Genomic DNA, 16,767 nt, shown 5'->3' with positions numbered 1-16,767 from the left:
TTAAGTGACAGGGATGGTAGCACTTGCCCAAAATTTGCGAGGGGGATGAGTCACAAACTGGGGAGCAGTTTCGCCTTTCGCCACTGAATCGGTGCTGAATGGCAGAGGGAGAATTGCATACAGGAGGGGCGTTACAGGAGCGGCACAAGTGCGCCGCTCCTGCAGGGGGCGTTTAAGGCGCCTGGCAGGCCAGGCAGCGAACGTAGAGTGCGCGCGGATCGCGGTAACTCTGCAGCTCGGCGAGTGGCGCCAGCATCGGTTGCAGGCTGTTCAGCCAGGCGCCGAGAGGCAGATTGGCCTCTACGCTGGCGGCAATACGCGCATCGACCTTGTCGGCCAGGGCGCGTAGGAATTTCTCCCCGGGTGTCAGCTCGCGCTGGATTTCCACCACCTCGTAGCGCTCCAGTTCGGCTACCTGGGCCGCGTCCGCGATCGCCTCGTTCAGGTTGCCCAGCTCATCCACCAGGCCCAGCTGCTGCGCGGCGCGACCGGTCCACACCTGGCCCTGGGCGATCTTGTGCACTTCCTTGGGCGTGCTGCCGCGCGCCTCGGCGACGATGCGCAGGAAGCGCGCGTAGGTGTTTTCCACCCCCTGCTGCAGGACGCTCGCAGCGGCTTCCGGCAGTGCGCGGTCGAGACGCATGGTGCCGGCCAGCTCAGAGGTGCCAATACCGTCGTTGTAGATACCGATACTTTCCAGCGATTCCTCGAACGTGGGGAAGGCGCCAAATACCCCGATGGAACCGGTGATCGTCGACGGCGAAGCCCAGATACGGTCGCCGCCGGTGGCTATCCAGTAACCGCCGGATGCCGCAACACTGCCCATCGAGATAACGACCGGGATGTTCGCTTCGCGGGTGGCCAGCAGCTCCTGGCGAATGGCTTCGGAAGCGAAGGCGGAGCCACCGCCGCTGTCGATGCGCAGCACCAGGGCGTTGACCTTCTTCTCGCGCGCGCTGGCGATCAGTTTGCCCAGGGTCTCGCTGCCGATCTGCCCCGCCGGTGCCTGGCCATCGACGATGGCACCGCTGGCCGAGATCAGGCCAATCTTGCCCTCACCGGGCTTCGGTAGCTGGGTGAGTTTCTGGTTGCGTAGATAGGCGATGGCATCGATGGACTTGTAGCCCTGTTTCTTGTCTTCCGCACCGATGGTCTCCCGCAGTTCGTTGATCGCCACGCGACGGCTCGCCAGCTGATCCACCAGTTTGTTGGCCAGGGCAGCGTCGGCCCAGCTGCCGCTGTGCTGCTGCAGGTTTTGCGGCAGCTCGTCGATAAAGGCATCGATACTTTCCGGTGGCAAATTGCGCAGACCGGTGACCTGCTCCGTGTACTCACCCCAGAGTTCATGCAGCCAGCGCTGGTTGTTTTCGCGCGAGGCCGGGGACATGTCGTCGCGGGTGTAGGGCTCGATAAAATCCTTGTAATCGCCGACGCGGAACACATGGAAATTGACCTTGAGCTTGTCCAGTGCGCTCTTGTAGTAGTTGCGATAGGAACCGAAGCCGGTGAGTAGTACCGAACCCATCGGGTTCAGGTACACCTTGTCGGCATGGCTGGCGAGGAAATACTGGGCCTGGGTGTAGTTGTCACCCACCGCGTAGATCGGTTTATCGGCGGCCTTGAAGCGCTGCAGTGCGGCACCGATCTCCTCCAGCTTGCTGAGGCTGCCGCCCACCAGGTAGTCCAGCTCCAGTACCAGCGATGAAATACGGTTGTCCTTGGCCGCGTGATCGATGGCGTCCACCAAATCCTTGACGCGGACTTCCACCGGCCCGGGCGGGCCGCCGAGAAAGCCCGGCAGCACGCTCGGCTGGGAGACCTCATCGACCAGGAAGCCGCTGGGCGCGACTTTCAGTGCGGCACCCTGGGGCACGGTCAATCGCTCTTCCTTGCCAAACATGGCGATGCCGATGAACAGCAGCAGTAACAGGAACAGCAGGTTGGTAAAGGCACGGCGCAGCCAGGTGATGGCGGCGCCGATGCCGCCGAAGAAGCGGCGGACAAATCCTTTTCGATGTGTGGTGTCGGTCAAACCTCAATACTCCTTAGCGCATGGGCGAACGGCCACATTTTGCACAAATTGCATTCGGAACCAATGGCGGACTGCCAGTGAGTCGGGGTCTTACTGCATACGCTGCCAGCGGCTGGTCATCATCGCAGAGAAGAATAGGGTAAGGCTTAACACTAATAATACGCCATGCTGCCAGCCGCGGCCGGGCATCATTACGTCGACAATACTGGCGGTTATATAGAGAAGCAGGATAAAACAGAGCCACAAGTAGCTGCGATAGTGCGCTTTGAGCAGTCCGGGCAGTACCAGTAGCAGCGGCACCGTCTGCAGCAGCCACCACTTGAACGAGCCGCCGGGCAACAACAGGTTCCAGACCGCGAACAGCAGCAACAGTCCGATGTAGCAGACCCAGTTCAGGCGCCGCGCTATCTGTAGCTTGTGGGCAATGGATTGGCTCACGCAGTTTTCTCCGGATTGGGATTGAGGGTGAGCGCCAGCTTGCCGATACGCCGGCCCAGTGCGCGGCACAGGGTTACCTCGTCCTCACTGAGCTCGCCGCCGTTGCCGCCGGCCCAGTGCGAGGCACCATACGGAGTGCCACCGCTCTGGGTGTGCATCAGTGCGGCTTCGGAATAGGGAATGCCGGCGATCAGCATGCCGTGATGCAACAGCGGCAGCATCATCGAGATCAGCGTACTCTCCTGGCCACCGTGCAGGCTGCCGGTCGAGGTGAAGACCGCCGCGGGTTTGCCCGCCAGGCTGCCGTCCAGCCAGATATCGCTGGTCTGGTCGAGGAAGTAGCGCAGGGGCGAGGCCATATTGCCGAAGCGGGTCGGGCTGCCGAGCAGCAGGCCAGCACAGTCGCGCAGGTCGTCGGTGGTGCAGTAGGGCGCGCCCGCATCTGGCACCGGCGGCTGGCTGGCAACGGTGTCGGGTGAAACACTGGGGACGGTGCGCAGGCGCGCCGGTATACCGGCGGACTCGATCCCCCGCGCCAGTTCCGCGGCCATGCGGGCAGTGGCACCGCCGCGGCTGTAGTACAGGATCAGTACGTAGGCTTCACTTTCCCGTGGCATGTCTGGCTGCGCCATCAAAGCAGCTCCAGCACATTTTCCGGCGGGCGCCCGAGTACGGCTCTGTCGCCTTTAACCACGATGGGGCGCTGGATCAGGATGGGGTGCTGCAGCATGGCGTCGAGCAGCTGTTCATCGCCGAGGCTGCTGTCCTTCAGTTGCAGCTCTTTATAGGCGTCTTCACCCGTGCGCAACAGATCGCGGGCCCCGATGCCGAGTTTTTGCAGCAGTTCGGCCAGGGTTTCCCTGGAGGGCGGGTTTTCCAGGTAAAGAACCACTTCCGGCTCAATACCATTGTCCTGCAGCAATTGCAGCGTTTGACGGGATTTTGAACAGCGGGGGTTGTGGTAAATCGTCCACATTGCGGCGGTATCCTGTTAATGTTTCGCGTATTCTAACCGAATTGTGTTTGCGAGTTCTAAGTCGAACAGTGCCAGAGCGCGGCGGCGGATAGCCCAGGTACCGAGGGCCTGCACAGCGGGTGCCCGGTATCTCGTTTACTATTCTCATTGGTCTGTTCAGAAGATATTGAGGAGCGGGCCGGGGCGGCTCCGGATGCCCTGCGCTAAACGACAACAAAAATGGAAATCACCATGACGGAACTGGTGCATCGCTGGCGGCGATTTGCAGCGTCCCTGTGGACATTATTCAATGAAAAGAACTGCCGCCAGAGCGCTGCAGCGCTGACCTATATGACGCTGTTTGCGATAGTGCCGCTGGTGACCGTCAGCTATGCGATGCTGTCGCTGTTTCCGGATTTCGCCGGCCTCGAAAGCAAACTGCAGGAGCAGATCTTTTCCCACTTCGTACCGGAGAGCGGGCGCGAGGTGCAGGATTACATCAGCAGCTTTTCCACCCAGGCCCAACGCCTTACCGGCGCGGGTATCGCCATACTATTGGTCACTTCCGGCTTGATGCTGCGCAACATTGAAGCGACCTTCAACGCTATCTGGGATATTCCCCGCGGTCGCAGCGGTATCTCCAGCTTCCTGCTCTACTGGGCCATTCTCAGCCTGGGGCCGATTCTGCTCGGCGCCGGCCTCGCCGCGACGACCTATCTGATATCGCAAAAGATGTTCCTGCCCGAGAGCGATACGATGGGGCTTCTGCCCGTTGTACTGCGGGTGTTGCCGCTGATCTTTACCGCCATCGCCTTCACGTTGCTGTTTATTGCCGTACCCAATTGCCGGGTGCCACTGCGCTACGGCCTCGTGGGCGGGGTGGTCACTGCTTTTGCGTTTGAACTTGCCAAGAACCTGTTTGGCGTGATGGTTGCGCGCAGTTCGGTACAGGCCATTTACGGTGCTTTCGCCTTCGTGCCGCTGTTTCTGATCTGGATATACCTGACGTGGATGATCGTACTGGCCGGTTGCGTGCTGGTGCGCACCCTGTCGGCATATCACGCGGCGACCCAGGGTAGAAAATACTCCGACGTGGTGGCGACGCTGGTGCTGCTGTGGGAGTTCTTCAACAAATACCAACGCGGTCAGCCGGTGCGCGAGCGGGATATTTCCCGTGCCGGAATCAAGCCTGCCCAATGGCGGCGCATCCGGGAGGTATTGCAGGAGCACAAGGTGATCACGCAGACGGAGCGCAATGATCACGTACTGCTGCGCGACCTGGACGCGATTTCCCTGATGGAGCTGGTCAACTGGCTGCATCCGGCACCGATTCCCCGCCACAGCCATCGCGAGCTGCAATCGCAGCCCTGGTACGGCGAGGTCGAGCAGCGCTTTGTCGAGTCACAGGGTTTTGCCAGTGAACAACTGTCACTGGACCTCGGTGAGCTGTTTCGCCGTGCCGCGGAGCAGGAAGCTGAAGCAAAAAAAACGCAGAGCGCTGCCGAGGGCGGCGCGGACGCGGGGAAAACGGAAGACAAAAAAAATAACAAGCGCGGAGGAGGCAAGAGTGGTTCCAGTGGTAACAAGGCGAAAGGCGAGGGTGATTCGGTGGGCAGCCTGTCTGTGGTTGGGCGCCGCAATAAGCGCGTGTAGCGGCGATTCGATTCGTTTCCCGACCGTCGATGGCGAGAGTGTCGAGCCCGCCGGCAAGGTCATGCTGGTCAACTACTGGGCCGAGTGGTGCAAACCCTGTCGCGAGGAAATCCCCGAACTCAATCACCTGGTCGGCAGCGACGCGCGTGTGCTGGTAGTCGGCATAAATTACGATCAGCTGCCGGCTGAGACTATTGACGCACAGGCGAAAAAGCTGGGTATCGATTTCCCGGTACTGGCCGCGGAACCGGCCGGGCGCTGGGGGCAGCCGCGTCCCGAAGTCCTCCCTACGACATTTATCATCGGGGCCGACGGCCAGTGGCAGCGGACCTTAGTCGGGCCACAGACACTGGAAAGCCTTAGGGCGGCACTGAAACAGAGTCGCTTATAAAACTATAACAAATGTAACTATAGGAGACTGGCGCGCCGCTGGTAGCATGCCGCCATTTTTCCAGATAGTCGGAATCGGGATCCGCACATTATGCATTTCAGCTCGCTATTTCTGCTGCTTCTCTTCGCCTTTCTTCTCTGGCCGCTGAACCGCTGGCACCGCAGCCGGGATTCGCTGGCGCCGGCGGTGTTCGCCGGCCTGCTACTGGGGGTGCTGTTCGGCGGGCTGCTGCAGCTGGCGCGGAGCTGGGGTGCAGTGCCGGCAGAAATACTGCCGTGGATCGACATGCTTGGTGACAGCTACGTCAATCTGCTGCACCTGCTGGTGATGCCGCTGGTGCTGATCTCCATTCTGGCTGCCGTGGTAAAAGTGAGCCATACCCAGGCGCTGGGGAAAATCAGTGTGTCGGTGCTGGCGGTATTGCTGGGCACCACCGCGATTGCCGCGCTGGTCGGCGTGTCGATGGCGAAACTTTTCGGCCTGTCCGCCGCCGGTCTGGTCGAAGGCGCGCGGGAGGCGGCGCGGGTGACGGAGCTGAATGAGCGAATCGGCCGGGTGACCGACCTGAGCATTCCGGAAATGCTTACCTCCTTTATCCCGGAGAATATTTTTGCGGATCTTGCCGGCGCGCGGGATACCTCGGTGATCGCGGTGGTGGTGTTTGCGGTGCTGCTCGGTTTGGCGGCGCTGGCCGTGCGGCGGGAGTTCCCGGAAGAGGGCGCGCAGATCGAGCGCTTCGTGCATGTGACCCAGGTATGGGTCATGAAATTGGTGCGCCTGGTCATGGCATTCACGCCTTACGGGGTGATGGCTTTGGTGGCGAGTCTTATCGCCAATTCCAGCTGGGCGGATATCGTTAACCTGTTCAGCTTCGTTGTAGCCTCCTTCGCGGCGATTGCCATTATGTTCCTGGTGCACGGACTGCTGCTGCTGGTGAACGGCATCAGCCCGCTGCACTATTTCGCCAAGGTCTGGCCGGTACTGGTGTTTGCCTTTAGCTCCCGCTCCAGCGCTGCCACCATTCCGCTCAATGTGGAAACCCAGGTGGACGAGCTGCGCAACTCGCCGGCTATCGCCAATTTTTCCGCTTCGTTCGGCGCGACCATCGGCCAGAACGGCTGTGCCGGTATCTACCCGGCGATGCTCGCGGTGATGGTAGCAGTACCCATGGGCATCAATGTGCTGGACCCGGTGTGGCTGGCCACGCTGGTGGGCGTGGTGGTGATCAGCTCCTTCGGCATCGCCGGCGTCGGCGGTGGAGCCACCTTTGCCGCGCTGGTGGTACTGCCGGCCATGGGACTGCCGGTGACTATTGCCGCGCTGCTGATTTCGGTGGAACCGCTGATCGATATGGCGCGCACCGCGCTCAACGTCAACGGGGCCATGACCGCCGGTACCCTGACCCAGCGCTGGCTGGGTGATGAACTTGGTGTACCTGAGGGGGGCGAAGCTTAGGCAGCGTGTGGAGGGTCGAAAAAATAGGGTAGCTACCTAAAGCCGGCAGATACTCTCTGTCTAACCTCGGGTAGCTGCCCTTGCCGTGCGGCTATCCGTGCGCTTCTCTCAATGTCTCCACCGGTGTCGACGCATGGTCAGACGCCGAGCCAGCTTATAGTGGATTACAGGCCGGCTCAGCGCCCCCCGCTATCTGTCGCATGACATTGAATCGATCCAATAGTTTTACTTCGCCTGCGTAGTTGCTACTACGGGCACCGAGTAGGGTGCTGCGGTAATCGTCCAGGGATGCTCGGCTGGACACTAGGTAGCGTTCGAAGACTTTCGCTCCTTACGGAACAGACCTTACAACGTTGCATTATATCCAATGTCCTGGCCAAGGTTTTCCAGTGTGTCGCGTACCAGCTCGTCGGAGCCCTCGTAACAGCTCCGGCACTGTTTGCCAGTGCTGTCATTGCCTTCTCATCGCCCTTCAAACAGTCATCGAAGGAATCGGGGCCAATCAATATCTCTGCATGCTGGGCCTGTGAGGTCAATCGGAGGGTTGACAGGGCTTCGGGAGATTTTCGCCAAAATGAAGTTAACTGGTTGTCTTTGCATACTTTTCACACGCCCAATCATTGAAAACCCATCTCATTGTAGATTTATGAGCCACTTGCTGAGAGGGCGGGCCGATGCTGTATTTCAATTTGGATTAATAGAATAACTATCTATTTATAGAAAACAAATTTCATGCCACCGCAGTAATAAAGTGCAGACTAACAGTTTTTCGCGATGTATAGTCGACACTCGTTATTCTAAGAGTGTGCGGTTTTGAATAACTGAGCTGATACTGACAATGGAGATTGTTGAGTTAATTTTCAACACATAAACTATAAGGATGCATAGTAATGTCTTTGAGGAAATTCGCCTTTCTGTCCGTCCTCAGCGCTCTCGCTACTGAAAATATATATGCGGCTGAGCCAGCAGATCTTTTTAGTAGGGCCAATTGTTTTAATAATGAGTCAATAACCTATAATTATTTTGACCCCCCTGAACTACGTGTTGTAACCAGCCACCATTTTGAAAATGGCGTAATGAAGCATTATGTGACAGAAAATCCACCTGTCGCTTGCTCGGTAGGAGTTGGTATCATTCAAACAGTGGACGGCCTTTACTGCTACTATGTCGCAACTTTAGATACACGGCACGCAGGTGTACATGGCGCATTTTTATCGTCAGAGCCCAACCCTGATGGCACACTTATTCCCGGCGTCACCACAAAATGGAGTGTCACAGGATATCATACAACCATCTTCCCTACGGGCGGTTATGTAAGTACCAATACCAGTGCCAGCGACTGCAATTTGCACTTTGAACAATTTTATTGAGTTTCTTATTTGTAATGGGAACAAATCTAAGATTACTTCATTTATTGCTAGAGGATTTAGGGAAATGAATTTAGTGAAATGTGGCGCTTTCATCTTATTTTTAACAGTGTATTCGGATTTGGCATTTTCAGGTGTGGAAGCCAACGAATCCGAGATGATTGACGGTGTCGAGCGCACGCCAATAGCCATTGTTGAGCACCCCCACGGAGCTCCGATGAAAATATTTTTGAGGGAGGATGATGAGAGGAAAATTCAAAAAAACAAAGAAAGTTTATCAAAGTATGGGTTTATCGAAAAGTTAGATCAGTCACCGAGGTCCGAGTACATCAAGGCTAGAATGTCTGAAAGACGCGAGGCGATAAATTTGCAGGGGCGTAGCCAGTCACTGGAAAGCCTTGGTTTCACAGATCTGGATGGTGTAAATTTTGGCGAATTACCATTCCCCATTACTTTGCCAAACGAAAAATATATAAAACACGATTCTGAAAAGTATCTTCTGTTGGGTGGTCAAATGCTTAAACAGTTTTATACTAAGACGGATTTTGGCAATTTAATTATCGATGAGCAGCCCAATTCAAAGGTTTCCTTGCCTTCAGCTAATCTTGAAATAAATGGGAGTCCTGCCACATTTACTCACATCAAACATAAAGGTGGTAAGTGGGCAACAGTAGTCTACACGACGTCAGGAAATAAGTTGTTTGTAATTGAGGCAGACAGGAGGTTGACGGGAGGGATGAAAGCGAGTTTTATCGACATGATTGCGGATGTTGTGTCTAGAAGTAATTAATTCTAGATGTTTTCTGTCGGGCCACTCGGAGTACGCAGTGGCCCAAATTGAATGATGTTGGAATGTTCAGTGCAAAGCTTTAATAGAGGCTGGCCGATTGAGAGTGCTCGGTTTTTTAAGTATTTTTGTGGCGGTGATTATATTGCCTGCATCCATACTCGATCCTGCACTCAGCGGTTTTGTTGCGTGGATAGCCATAATATTAGGTGGGCTTTCGAGTGTGGGCATTCACAGTAATCTAAGATTTTGCACAGCAAGTATTTCGATTAGTATTCTATCCGTTACTCTCTTGACGCTATATGCGCCCGCTGGGTTTCACAAAGTTAATATATCTACATTTGCAAATATAATATTTCTAATGGCAGTTCCCCTGCTATTTTCCGGATTGCTAGTTACCTTGGGTATTATAAAACGTAAAAGTTTCCGTATGAGAAATCGGGGCTAGCTCGTAACCTGTTTGAGTGAGCCAGAATAAGTAGTCATATACCGATCTTCGCCTTGATGAGAACTGCGTTTGGGTGGCGCAAACCCAATCTTGAAGTAATGGTATAACCCCTACCTTGGTGGCCCGATAGATATAGTTGTCATAGAGGATATGTGTTGCAGAATTTTAAGGTTAAAACCCAACGGCGAGACGGGTGATCAACATCTAAGATATCGTCGCCATATAGGTTGATATTGAGCAGTCTATACGGCGATAGACTCGCAAAAATTATTGTATTTTGCCCATCCTCTCGGTGTTGTGGAGGATTGCCTGTTCGCTGTGAGATGATTGTGGTTCACGTTCTACCGTGCTCGTGCCGAATGTCTTCGGCCTCCAGTGGCTGATGTCGTTGCTCGGCGTGGCGTCTTCTTGGGACGGCACTGAGTCATCGAGCGTAATGCCAGGCGCCAGCCTTGCTGCTGTGCGACGTGGGACGGACAGATACCCATAGTTACGGCGGCGGTGACCTATATACCGTTATCAAATTTAAAACTATGACCGGTTGCACAGAGAAGTGAACAGCACCGCATTGGCCGTCTTTGTGACCGGTGTGGCTGTTCGTGTAGTCGGACTGAGCACGGGAGATTGCGTATTCGTCGGCGGTGCGGTTGATGGCTGCAGTTGCCAGGCCAGCGTGCGGGCTTCTGCGTCGGTGTTGGTGTTAGTGCCATACAGGCCGGCCAGCTCTTCGCTCATGCTTGCCGGGTTGCAACTTCTCATGGGTAATTTTCCTAAGTTGGTCATTGGTGGTGGTGGGACTAATTGGCCTAATTCGGCCTCAAGCTTTTCCATCAATCGACGGCGCGTCTTTAGCTATTGGCGTCCGACTGAGGTGTGCGTACTTCTAGTGCCGTTTATGCTCCGCATATCAACAGAGCAAGCATGACGCTCCGTGACACCGAGGAACGGCCGCGATCTTTTGCGAGTTGTGCGCGGAGGGCGTCGAGCCTTCGCACAGTATCCTCAGGCAGTTTGACCTTGATTGAGAGGCACGGCTTGTAAGATGTGATGCGCTGGGCGCGGTTGGGGGTGGTCTTGGGCATGGTATAGGTTCCGGGTATGAAAAAGGCCGATGCATCTCTGCGCCGGCCTTAGGTGGGGATCGTTCATGGGTTGCTGATATTATTTGGTTTGGCGCTGACTTTGGGAGTGCTCGAACACGGCCTTTCTGAGAGTTTTGTCCACCTGCTTCGCCTGCTCCGGCAACTCCTTTTCGACCATCCACATAAGCTGGCCAATGAACACTTTTGCCGTCTCCAGGCGGCCGTGTGCTGACGGGTTGTCTCGCAGGAACTCGATGACTTCTTGAAACATATGAGGCGTATTGACGACATTCTGAAGACCGATGCCTGCGTATTGAATGGTCTGCCGTAGGATGTCCTCGACAACGGACGTATGATCAGACGTAGCACCGGCCTTCTTTTCCTCCACTATGGGGGCCGGAAGATCAGGCTCGCCTCGGGAAGGCGTAGGGCCCTCGGGTGGTCGCTGAACCTCCCCAGCTTCAACCATGATTGATTCTAGAGATAAGCCTCGGGCTGACTCGGATTGGGCTCCAGTTTCACCCATGACCGATTCTGGGGGCTCGCTACGCTGAGTCCGTGCGTTGCCGTCCCCAGCCTCAAGGACTTTGCGACGATCCCTGACGGCCTGCTCCGAGAATCCGACCTCCTCGGCGATCTTCTTGTCGCTCAACCCTTCGGCGCGGCGCTGGAGGATGGTGGCGTCGCGTCGGTCGCGGAGTTTCTTGGCGGTGGGCTCCAGGTGACTCCGGGCGGTACTGAGTGAGACGCCAGCCAACTGAGCGAGAATCTTGGGTCTCACCCGATACTCCTCGATGAATAGCGGGCGATACCGCTCATCGGCTAGCAGTTCCTGAATCCCGGCGGCCTTGTCCTGTGGCAGTAGTCCCTTCCCGTTTTGATTGTTCTTCCAGCGGGCGAAGATGTGGGCGTCTTCCATTGTCCGCCCCTTGTAGACATGGGCACTGATGGTCTTGCGCTCCAGCTCTTTCGCGGCGGCGAGGCGGTGGTTGCCATCGACCAAGACAGCCTTCCCCTCAACCATAAAAATGGAGATAGGGTCGATAGGCGTTTTGCTCCCCAGCGCCATGCGCAGAACCTCGACATGGTCGGGGTCAGTCTTGTCGCTCCGCTTCTGGATGCACTCGGCAATTTCCTCGACTGGGAAGTGGTGAGGCGTGGACTCCTTGAACCAGTGCTGAAACTGGAGGGGCAGTGACTTAAAGTGATTACTCATCTTGGTGCTTCTCATTTATTTACGCGAGGGTGGCGAACGATCACGTCGGGTGTACGCTCGGTGTCTATTTGCAGGTTTTTGAGCATTAGGCTCTGTTCGAGTGCATGACTCCCGCCTAGCTTCGGCCTCCCGCGCCTATAGTCGTTCCGGCTGAGGAGACCACCCGCCAGTGACTCGGCCTCCTCCAGCATCGCTTCCAATTGTTCATCCGACAGCGGGTCCAACTCCTTCGCGACCTCCTTGATGGCCCGCCACTTCGCCTCGCTAGGATTGTTCGGCACTTCTGGGAGTTGCTGAAATTCTCCACAGCGCATCTCTGCGTGGGCCACCACGACGGTGCGGTACACGTCCCATCTCTGCTCTGCTGGGGCAAACGGGTCGATCTTGCGCAGCTCTTCAAGCGTCTTCTCTGCTTTCTTTACTTTGTGTTCGTTGCCCACATACCCCGTAAATGCATCTATGGCCCACTCCGCAGCGTAGACCTGTGACTTCAGGTCTTTGTGGGCATCGTGCAGCCACGGGACCTGGCGCCACGCAGGGGGCTTCCGACGCGGCTCCAGTGCCCGCTGCTGTTGTACTCGTCGACGATTCGCGACCTGCGCTCGCACTCTGGCCTTGTAGCGCTCTGCGTCTTCCGAGCGCCTCTCTTGCCGGCGGACCTGGACCTGTTGGGCGTTCTCCCGTTGCCATTTGCTGGACCTAGCGTACTGGCACGGTTTGCACTTCGGCTTAACCTGGGCTGTGTGTTCGGTTGTCTTACCGCACTTGTTACAGTGGGCTGGGAAGGAACTGCGCCCCTCGGCACGGGCCTGTCGGCTCAATTCGGCTTTGCTTGCTTTCATGGTTGGGTGTGATTCCGTTGAAATTGGCGCCACGGTAGCGGCACGTCTTCCTGTATGCAACAGAAAGTGATTGTTGTGTGAGACTGGTGGTTAGCTTCGGGCCATCTTGGGTAATCCCCAGAAAATACAGCTGCGTAAACTGGGGTTGGCCTTAAGTGGTCTTTGAGCGACTTGGGGTCAGTAGGAAAGAATGACAGGGGAACAAGCATGGACGCTGGCAAGAGGTACGCCCTACACCGCTCCCCTGAATGGGATATATCGATACATGACCCAAATATATCTGGCGCTATCCTGGCCCCGGAAGGGCCACGCAATGAGCGGGGACAAGACAGCGTCAGATAGACTCGGACGGTAAGACTCAGGAAGTGTCGACAGCTCTTGAAATAAGACCGCCCAACTTAAGGCTGGACCTGTCGCTCTTCTTCGATTGTGTCTTTCAATCCATTATCCAGCCAGGTCTTACTTAAAGTCTGACTATTAGTCTTTATCTCTTAAGAAGAAATAATAAGAGAAACTATTAGTAGAACTTTAAGTAGGACTGGTAGTTCTTCCTATAGGTCGTGTCTATACCCCCTATGGCTCAGCGCTGTCGTACACTTAGCGTCGGACCGGTAGTTCTTCCGATAGGTCGTGTATATACCCCCCTTTGGCCTTCGCACCTTGGGGCGGACGTGGGGATGCCAATCTACGGGGCAACCCCAGAAAACTCAGCTGCGTAAACTGGGGTTCAGCCGGCCTTTGCCAGCCGCTGAACGCTACTCACCGCAATACCCAGCTTCTTTGCTGTGGCCCTGAAGGACAGCTTCTCGACCTCGATGCAGTGGCGCACTTCTTCCGGGTCAATGGTGGTCGGACGGCCTTTGTAGCGCCCCTCGGCCTTCGCCTTCGCTATGCCTGCCATCTGCCGCTCTTTGCGTAGGTTCGTCTCGAACTCAGCGAACACCCCAAGCATCTGAAGGAAAGCGCGGCCTGTCGCTGTGCCGGTGTCGATGTTCTGATCCAGTATCTTGAGGCTGGCTCCCTTCTCCCGTATCTGCTCCACAATCGCCAAAAGGTCGGCCATATTCCTGGCCAGCCTGTCGAGCTTCCAGACAACCAGCTCATCCCCCTTGTGCAGCATGTCCAGCAGGAGGAGCAAGACGGGGCGCTCCATGTTGGTGGCGCTGGCCTTCTCTTCTCTCAGTACTCCATTCGGGTGAGCCTGGGTCAGGGCGTCAACCTGCGCGGCTGTGTTTTGGTCGGCAGTGGATACACGGGCGTAGAGGAAAGTGGTCATTGTTATCTGTGCTCATAAGGTTTTAGGCAATAATCGAACACTACCAAAAGAGGCTTATCGGTACAAGTATCGGTACACTCTTTTGCTGTACCCAAGTGGGTATACCCATAACGGTGCAGGGCGAGAAGCTAAGAGTGGGCGCGCGGTCTGGCTCCCGGTTTAGGCGGCGCGGCCTAGTGGCTGGGCTAATGGTGGGCGCGGTGTCCGCCCCTATGTCGGCTCTCAGTGGCGAGTGTGTCTTTTGGCATGCCTGGGGCCGAAAGCGGCGGCAAGAGAGACGGACAGGCGGCGCAGCGAGGGTGGGAGGTGGACACGGTGTCGGCCGGGAGAGGCCCCCCCCTACGGGGGAAACTGGGGCGCGGCAATATATTGAAATGGCGCTCAGATTTTTTGCCCAAATTAAAACACCCGCAGTGTTGAAATATACAGACCTGTCCTTATTTCCAGTATGTGTAAGAGCATAACCCCAACATTTCAGAAGGACTTTTAACTATGAAGACAGAGAATGGCGACATTACCGCTGTGGCTCGGGTGGACGATAAAGACTGGTTCTTGGAGGACCTGGTTGGCTTAGTAAACAGTGGTGAGGCGAGTTTCGGCATAACTCTTAATGTGGGAGGTTTTCTTGTTTCTGGATACCTGATTGGCCGAAAGCAGTACTTTGATAGTTTCGGTAACGAGTTCGCTTCCATGTTTAAGTCGCCGGAAGACGCGGAAAGCGTGAAAAGCTCATTCGCAGCATACGGCGACGACACATTCAATCAATCGGAAAATGGCGAACCGGTGCCGATAGGTTTTCTTCACCTGAAGGACGCGAGGTTCTACAGTACTTCCGGCAATCCACTGCCCGGAAACAGGGGGGTTTGGTGGCGGGGCCGACTGTCAGAAATCTCAGGCTTCTCGCTTGGGGTTTTCGAACAGCCATAGTCCCTTGGGGCGCTACTCAGCGCCCGCCTCTCTGTAACCAGCTGCCCCGCTCGCGGTTTCCTTCCCGTTCACTACAACGCGCCAGGAACCTTGCTTGCCACCAGTTTGCAGTTCGAAGTGGACGTCTAGCTGGCGCTGGGTATGGCGCATTGTAGCCTCGACAGTTCCGCCTTGGGCGTCAAGTACAAGAGAAGACAGCTGGTCCTTGAGTGCGGCGTTAACTCGCTCGCGGCCTCGTGTCTCCTGCACCATGGCGGCGACTCCCTGCAGCGATACGTGGGTGTCGGTCGCTCTCGACAGCTCGCGAAGGACATCGGCCAGCTCCTGGGTGGCTTTCTCCCTCTCAACCTTCGCCGCACCTAGCGCTTCCTCAGCGTCCAGCACAGCGCCCCGCAGCGCCTTCTCTAGCGCCTCGTTCTCATTGTCTAGCATGGTGTCCAGGGCTTTCTGTCGACGACGGGTCAGACGCTGAGTCTCGGCTTCCAGTGATGCAAGGCGGGACTCCAGGCTCTCTTTCTTCTCTCGCATTACTTCCTTCCCATCAGGGAAGAGGGCGCTGTAATCCAGACCACTGAGAGCGGTTAAGACCATCGCCTCAATGATCGGGTACAGGATGCTGCGGCGGTAACTACAGTCGGTCCCTTCGTTGATTGTCCGGCAGCACAGAGAGGGGGTCTTGTTCTTGCGGTTGGCGTAGCGCAGCGGCTTACCACAGCGACACCTCATCAATCCGGAAAAGACGTTAACGCATTCCTTTGAGGCTGCGGCGCCGGTCAGGCTTCGCCGCTCTTGTTTGAGCTGCTGGACTCGGTGCCAGTCCCCGCTGTCGATCACGGGCGGATAAACGAGGAGCGGCTCTCCTTCCGGCACAAGGACGCGGGTCCCGTGCTCGCTGGTGGTGGTCTTGTTCGGCTGCCAGTAGCCCAAGACGGTACGGCGGTGCAGTAGTCGGCTCACAGCGCTTGCTGTCCACCTCTTACCGGTGAATGTCTGGTGGCCTTCCTCATTGAGCTGGCGAGCTACTGCGGGCGCTCCTCGTCCGTCCAGCGCTAACGCAAAGACACGTTGGACTAGCGCGGCTTTCTCGGGGATGGGCTGTATTGTTCCGTCTTCTGTTCTCTCCAGCCAGGAGGGAAGACCCCCGCCCCGCTGTGGGGGTGAGGTGCCGCTTTCCGCTGCCAGCTTCCGGGCCTTCACCCATCCACCTTTAGCTCGCTGGGACTTCATCAGCGATTCTTCGTGCGAGCGGGAGAGTGAGACAAGAATGGCGATAGCATCGCCTAAGCTGTTCCGGGCGCTGGGCTTGTACACTTGCCCGTCGGCGATGGTGGCGATAGTGATGCCGAGAGAGAGGAGGGTGGTGATGCGGGCTTGGGCTTCCGCGAGCTGCTCTCTGGTGATACGGTCCAGGGATTCAACCAGCAGCCAAGACCCCCGCTCGATGTGCCGCGCCTCCACTGCATCCACAAAGGCTTTGAGGGCTCCGGCGCGGGCATGCTTTCCACGGAAGGCCGAGACACCAAGGTCGCTGTAGGTGACGTCCTGTAGCTCTAGGTTATGCTGTCTCGCGAAAGACTCAGTGGCTGCGGTCTGGCGCTCGACAGAAGACCCGCGCTCCTGTCTCTTGCTGCTGAATCGTATGTAGCTGTAAGCCTTGGGCATGGCTTGGCGTCCTCTCAATGTGGTACATCAAGATTATCACAAAGCTGGCTCGGCGATGAGGTTCCTGGAGCGGAGATTATCGAGGGCTAGCGGAAAACTTTGATTCCCCTGTAAACCGCAATTGCGCGGTGGCGTTATCGATCTGTGAAACATTTAAGCCGGCGCTGTTGCGCTTGATCACTGCAAGGGAACAGAAAAATGAACAAGGCGCGACCTGTCGCCGCAGCAGTGCCAGC

14 protein-coding genes are annotated in these 16,767 nt (G+C 56.5%); 6 read left to right on the top strand and 8 right to left on the bottom strand.

Annotated elements, in window-relative coordinates:
- Window positions 1-172: 172 nt before the first annotated feature.
- The 4 genes from sppA to arsC form a co-directional block, all read right to left on the bottom strand.
- Entirely contained in the window at window positions 173-2,032 is a 1,860-nt protein-coding gene (sppA, locus tag BUC36_RS04355; protein ID WP_073271949.1) for a signal peptide peptidase SppA, read from the bottom strand.
- A gap of 90 nt (window positions 2,033-2,122) precedes the next feature.
- The gene (locus BUC36_RS04350; RefSeq protein WP_073271946.1) at window positions 2,123-2,470 is read right to left on the bottom strand and encodes a DUF2069 domain-containing protein; all 348 of its coding nucleotides are present in this window, start codon (window positions 2,468-2,470) and stop codon (window positions 2,123-2,125) included.
- Entirely contained in the window at window positions 2,467-3,102 is a 636-nt protein-coding gene (gene wrbA, locus BUC36_RS04345) for an NAD(P)H:quinone oxidoreductase (protein ID WP_234994882.1), read from the bottom strand. Before wrbA ends, BUC36_RS04350 begins: the two co-directional genes overlap by 4 nt.
- Window positions 3,102-3,446: an arsenate reductase (glutaredoxin) gene (gene arsC, locus BUC36_RS04340; protein ID WP_073271942.1), complete on the bottom strand. Its 345-nt coding sequence runs from the start codon at window positions 3,444-3,446 to the stop codon at window positions 3,102-3,104. Before arsC ends, wrbA begins: the two co-directional genes overlap by 1 nt.
- 219 nt (window positions 3,447-3,665) lie before the next feature.
- On the opposite strand from arsC, the gene BUC36_RS04335 reads away from it, so the two are divergent.
- The 5 genes from BUC36_RS04335 to BUC36_RS04320 all read left to right on the top strand — a co-directional run bounded on the left by BUC36_RS04335 (window position 3,666) and on the right by BUC36_RS04320 (window position 9,081).
- Window positions 3,666-5,078 carry a YihY family inner membrane protein gene (locus BUC36_RS04335; protein ID WP_234994881.1) on the top strand — a complete coding sequence of 471 codons (1,413 nt, stop codon included), beginning with the start codon at window positions 3,666-3,668 and terminating at the stop codon, window positions 5,076-5,078.
- Window positions 5,053-5,469, top strand: a complete 417-nt coding sequence (locus BUC36_RS04330) for a TlpA family protein disulfide reductase (protein ID WP_084535596.1) — start codon at window positions 5,053-5,055, stop codon at window positions 5,467-5,469. The genes BUC36_RS04335 and BUC36_RS04330 overlap by 26 nt, the downstream gene beginning before the upstream one ends.
- A gap of 90 nt (window positions 5,470-5,559) precedes the next feature.
- On the top strand, window positions 5,560-6,924 hold the full coding sequence (locus BUC36_RS04325; RefSeq protein ID WP_073271936.1) for an L-cystine transporter: 1,365 nt from the start codon (window positions 5,560-5,562) through the stop codon (window positions 6,922-6,924).
- An 890-nt stretch (window positions 6,925-7,814) separates the two neighbouring features.
- Entirely contained in the window at window positions 7,815-8,294 is a 480-nt protein-coding gene (locus BUC36_RS18715; RefSeq protein WP_143186880.1) for a hypothetical protein, read from the top strand.
- Between the two features lie 64 nt (window positions 8,295-8,358).
- The gene (locus tag BUC36_RS04320) at window positions 8,359-9,081 is read left to right on the top strand and encodes a hypothetical protein (RefSeq protein ID WP_073271933.1); all 723 of its coding nucleotides are present in this window, start codon (window positions 8,359-8,361) and stop codon (window positions 9,079-9,081) included.
- A 1,606-nt stretch (window positions 9,082-10,687) separates the two neighbouring features.
- On the opposite strand, the gene BUC36_RS04310 is transcribed toward BUC36_RS04320, so the two are convergent.
- The 3 genes from BUC36_RS04310 to BUC36_RS04300 all read right to left on the bottom strand — a co-directional run bounded on the left by BUC36_RS04310 (window position 10,688) and on the right by BUC36_RS04300 (window position 13,942).
- A complete protein-coding gene (locus BUC36_RS04310) occupies window positions 10,688-11,824 on the bottom strand; it encodes a ParB N-terminal domain-containing protein (RefSeq protein ID WP_073271926.1) in 1,137 nt (378 codons plus the stop codon).
- 11 nt (window positions 11,825-11,835) lie between these two features.
- Window positions 11,836-12,666, bottom strand: a complete 831-nt coding sequence (locus tag BUC36_RS04305) for an EF-hand domain-containing protein (protein ID WP_073271924.1) — start codon at window positions 12,664-12,666, stop codon at window positions 11,836-11,838.
- Window positions 12,667-13,393: 727 nt separating this feature from the next.
- Window positions 13,394-13,942 (bottom strand): recombinase family protein, encoded by a 549-nt coding sequence (locus tag BUC36_RS04300; protein WP_073271921.1) that lies wholly within the window; start codon window positions 13,940-13,942, stop codon window positions 13,394-13,396.
- A gap of 492 nt (window positions 13,943-14,434) precedes the next feature.
- On the opposite strand from BUC36_RS04300, the gene gvpU reads away from it, so the two are divergent.
- Window positions 14,435-14,869, top strand: coding sequence for a gas vesicle accessory protein GvpU (gene gvpU / locus BUC36_RS04295; protein ID WP_073271918.1), 435 nt, complete (start codon window positions 14,435-14,437; stop codon window positions 14,867-14,869).
- A 12-nt stretch (window positions 14,870-14,881) separates the two neighbouring features.
- Here the strand turns inward: gvpU and BUC36_RS04290 are convergent, their stop codons facing one another.
- Window positions 14,882-16,531 (bottom strand): recombinase family protein, encoded by a 1,650-nt coding sequence (locus BUC36_RS04290; RefSeq protein WP_073271914.1) that lies wholly within the window; start codon window positions 16,529-16,531, stop codon window positions 14,882-14,884.
- Between the last annotated feature and the right edge of the window lie 236 nt (window positions 16,532-16,767).

It is taken from the genome of Microbulbifer donghaiensis, from assembly GCF_900129095.1.
Taxonomy (GTDB): Bacteria; Pseudomonadota; Gammaproteobacteria; order Pseudomonadales; family Cellvibrionaceae; genus Microbulbifer; species Microbulbifer donghaiensis.
Note: the sequence above shows the minus strand (reverse complement) of the source record. Positions and strands in the feature narration are given on the sequence as shown.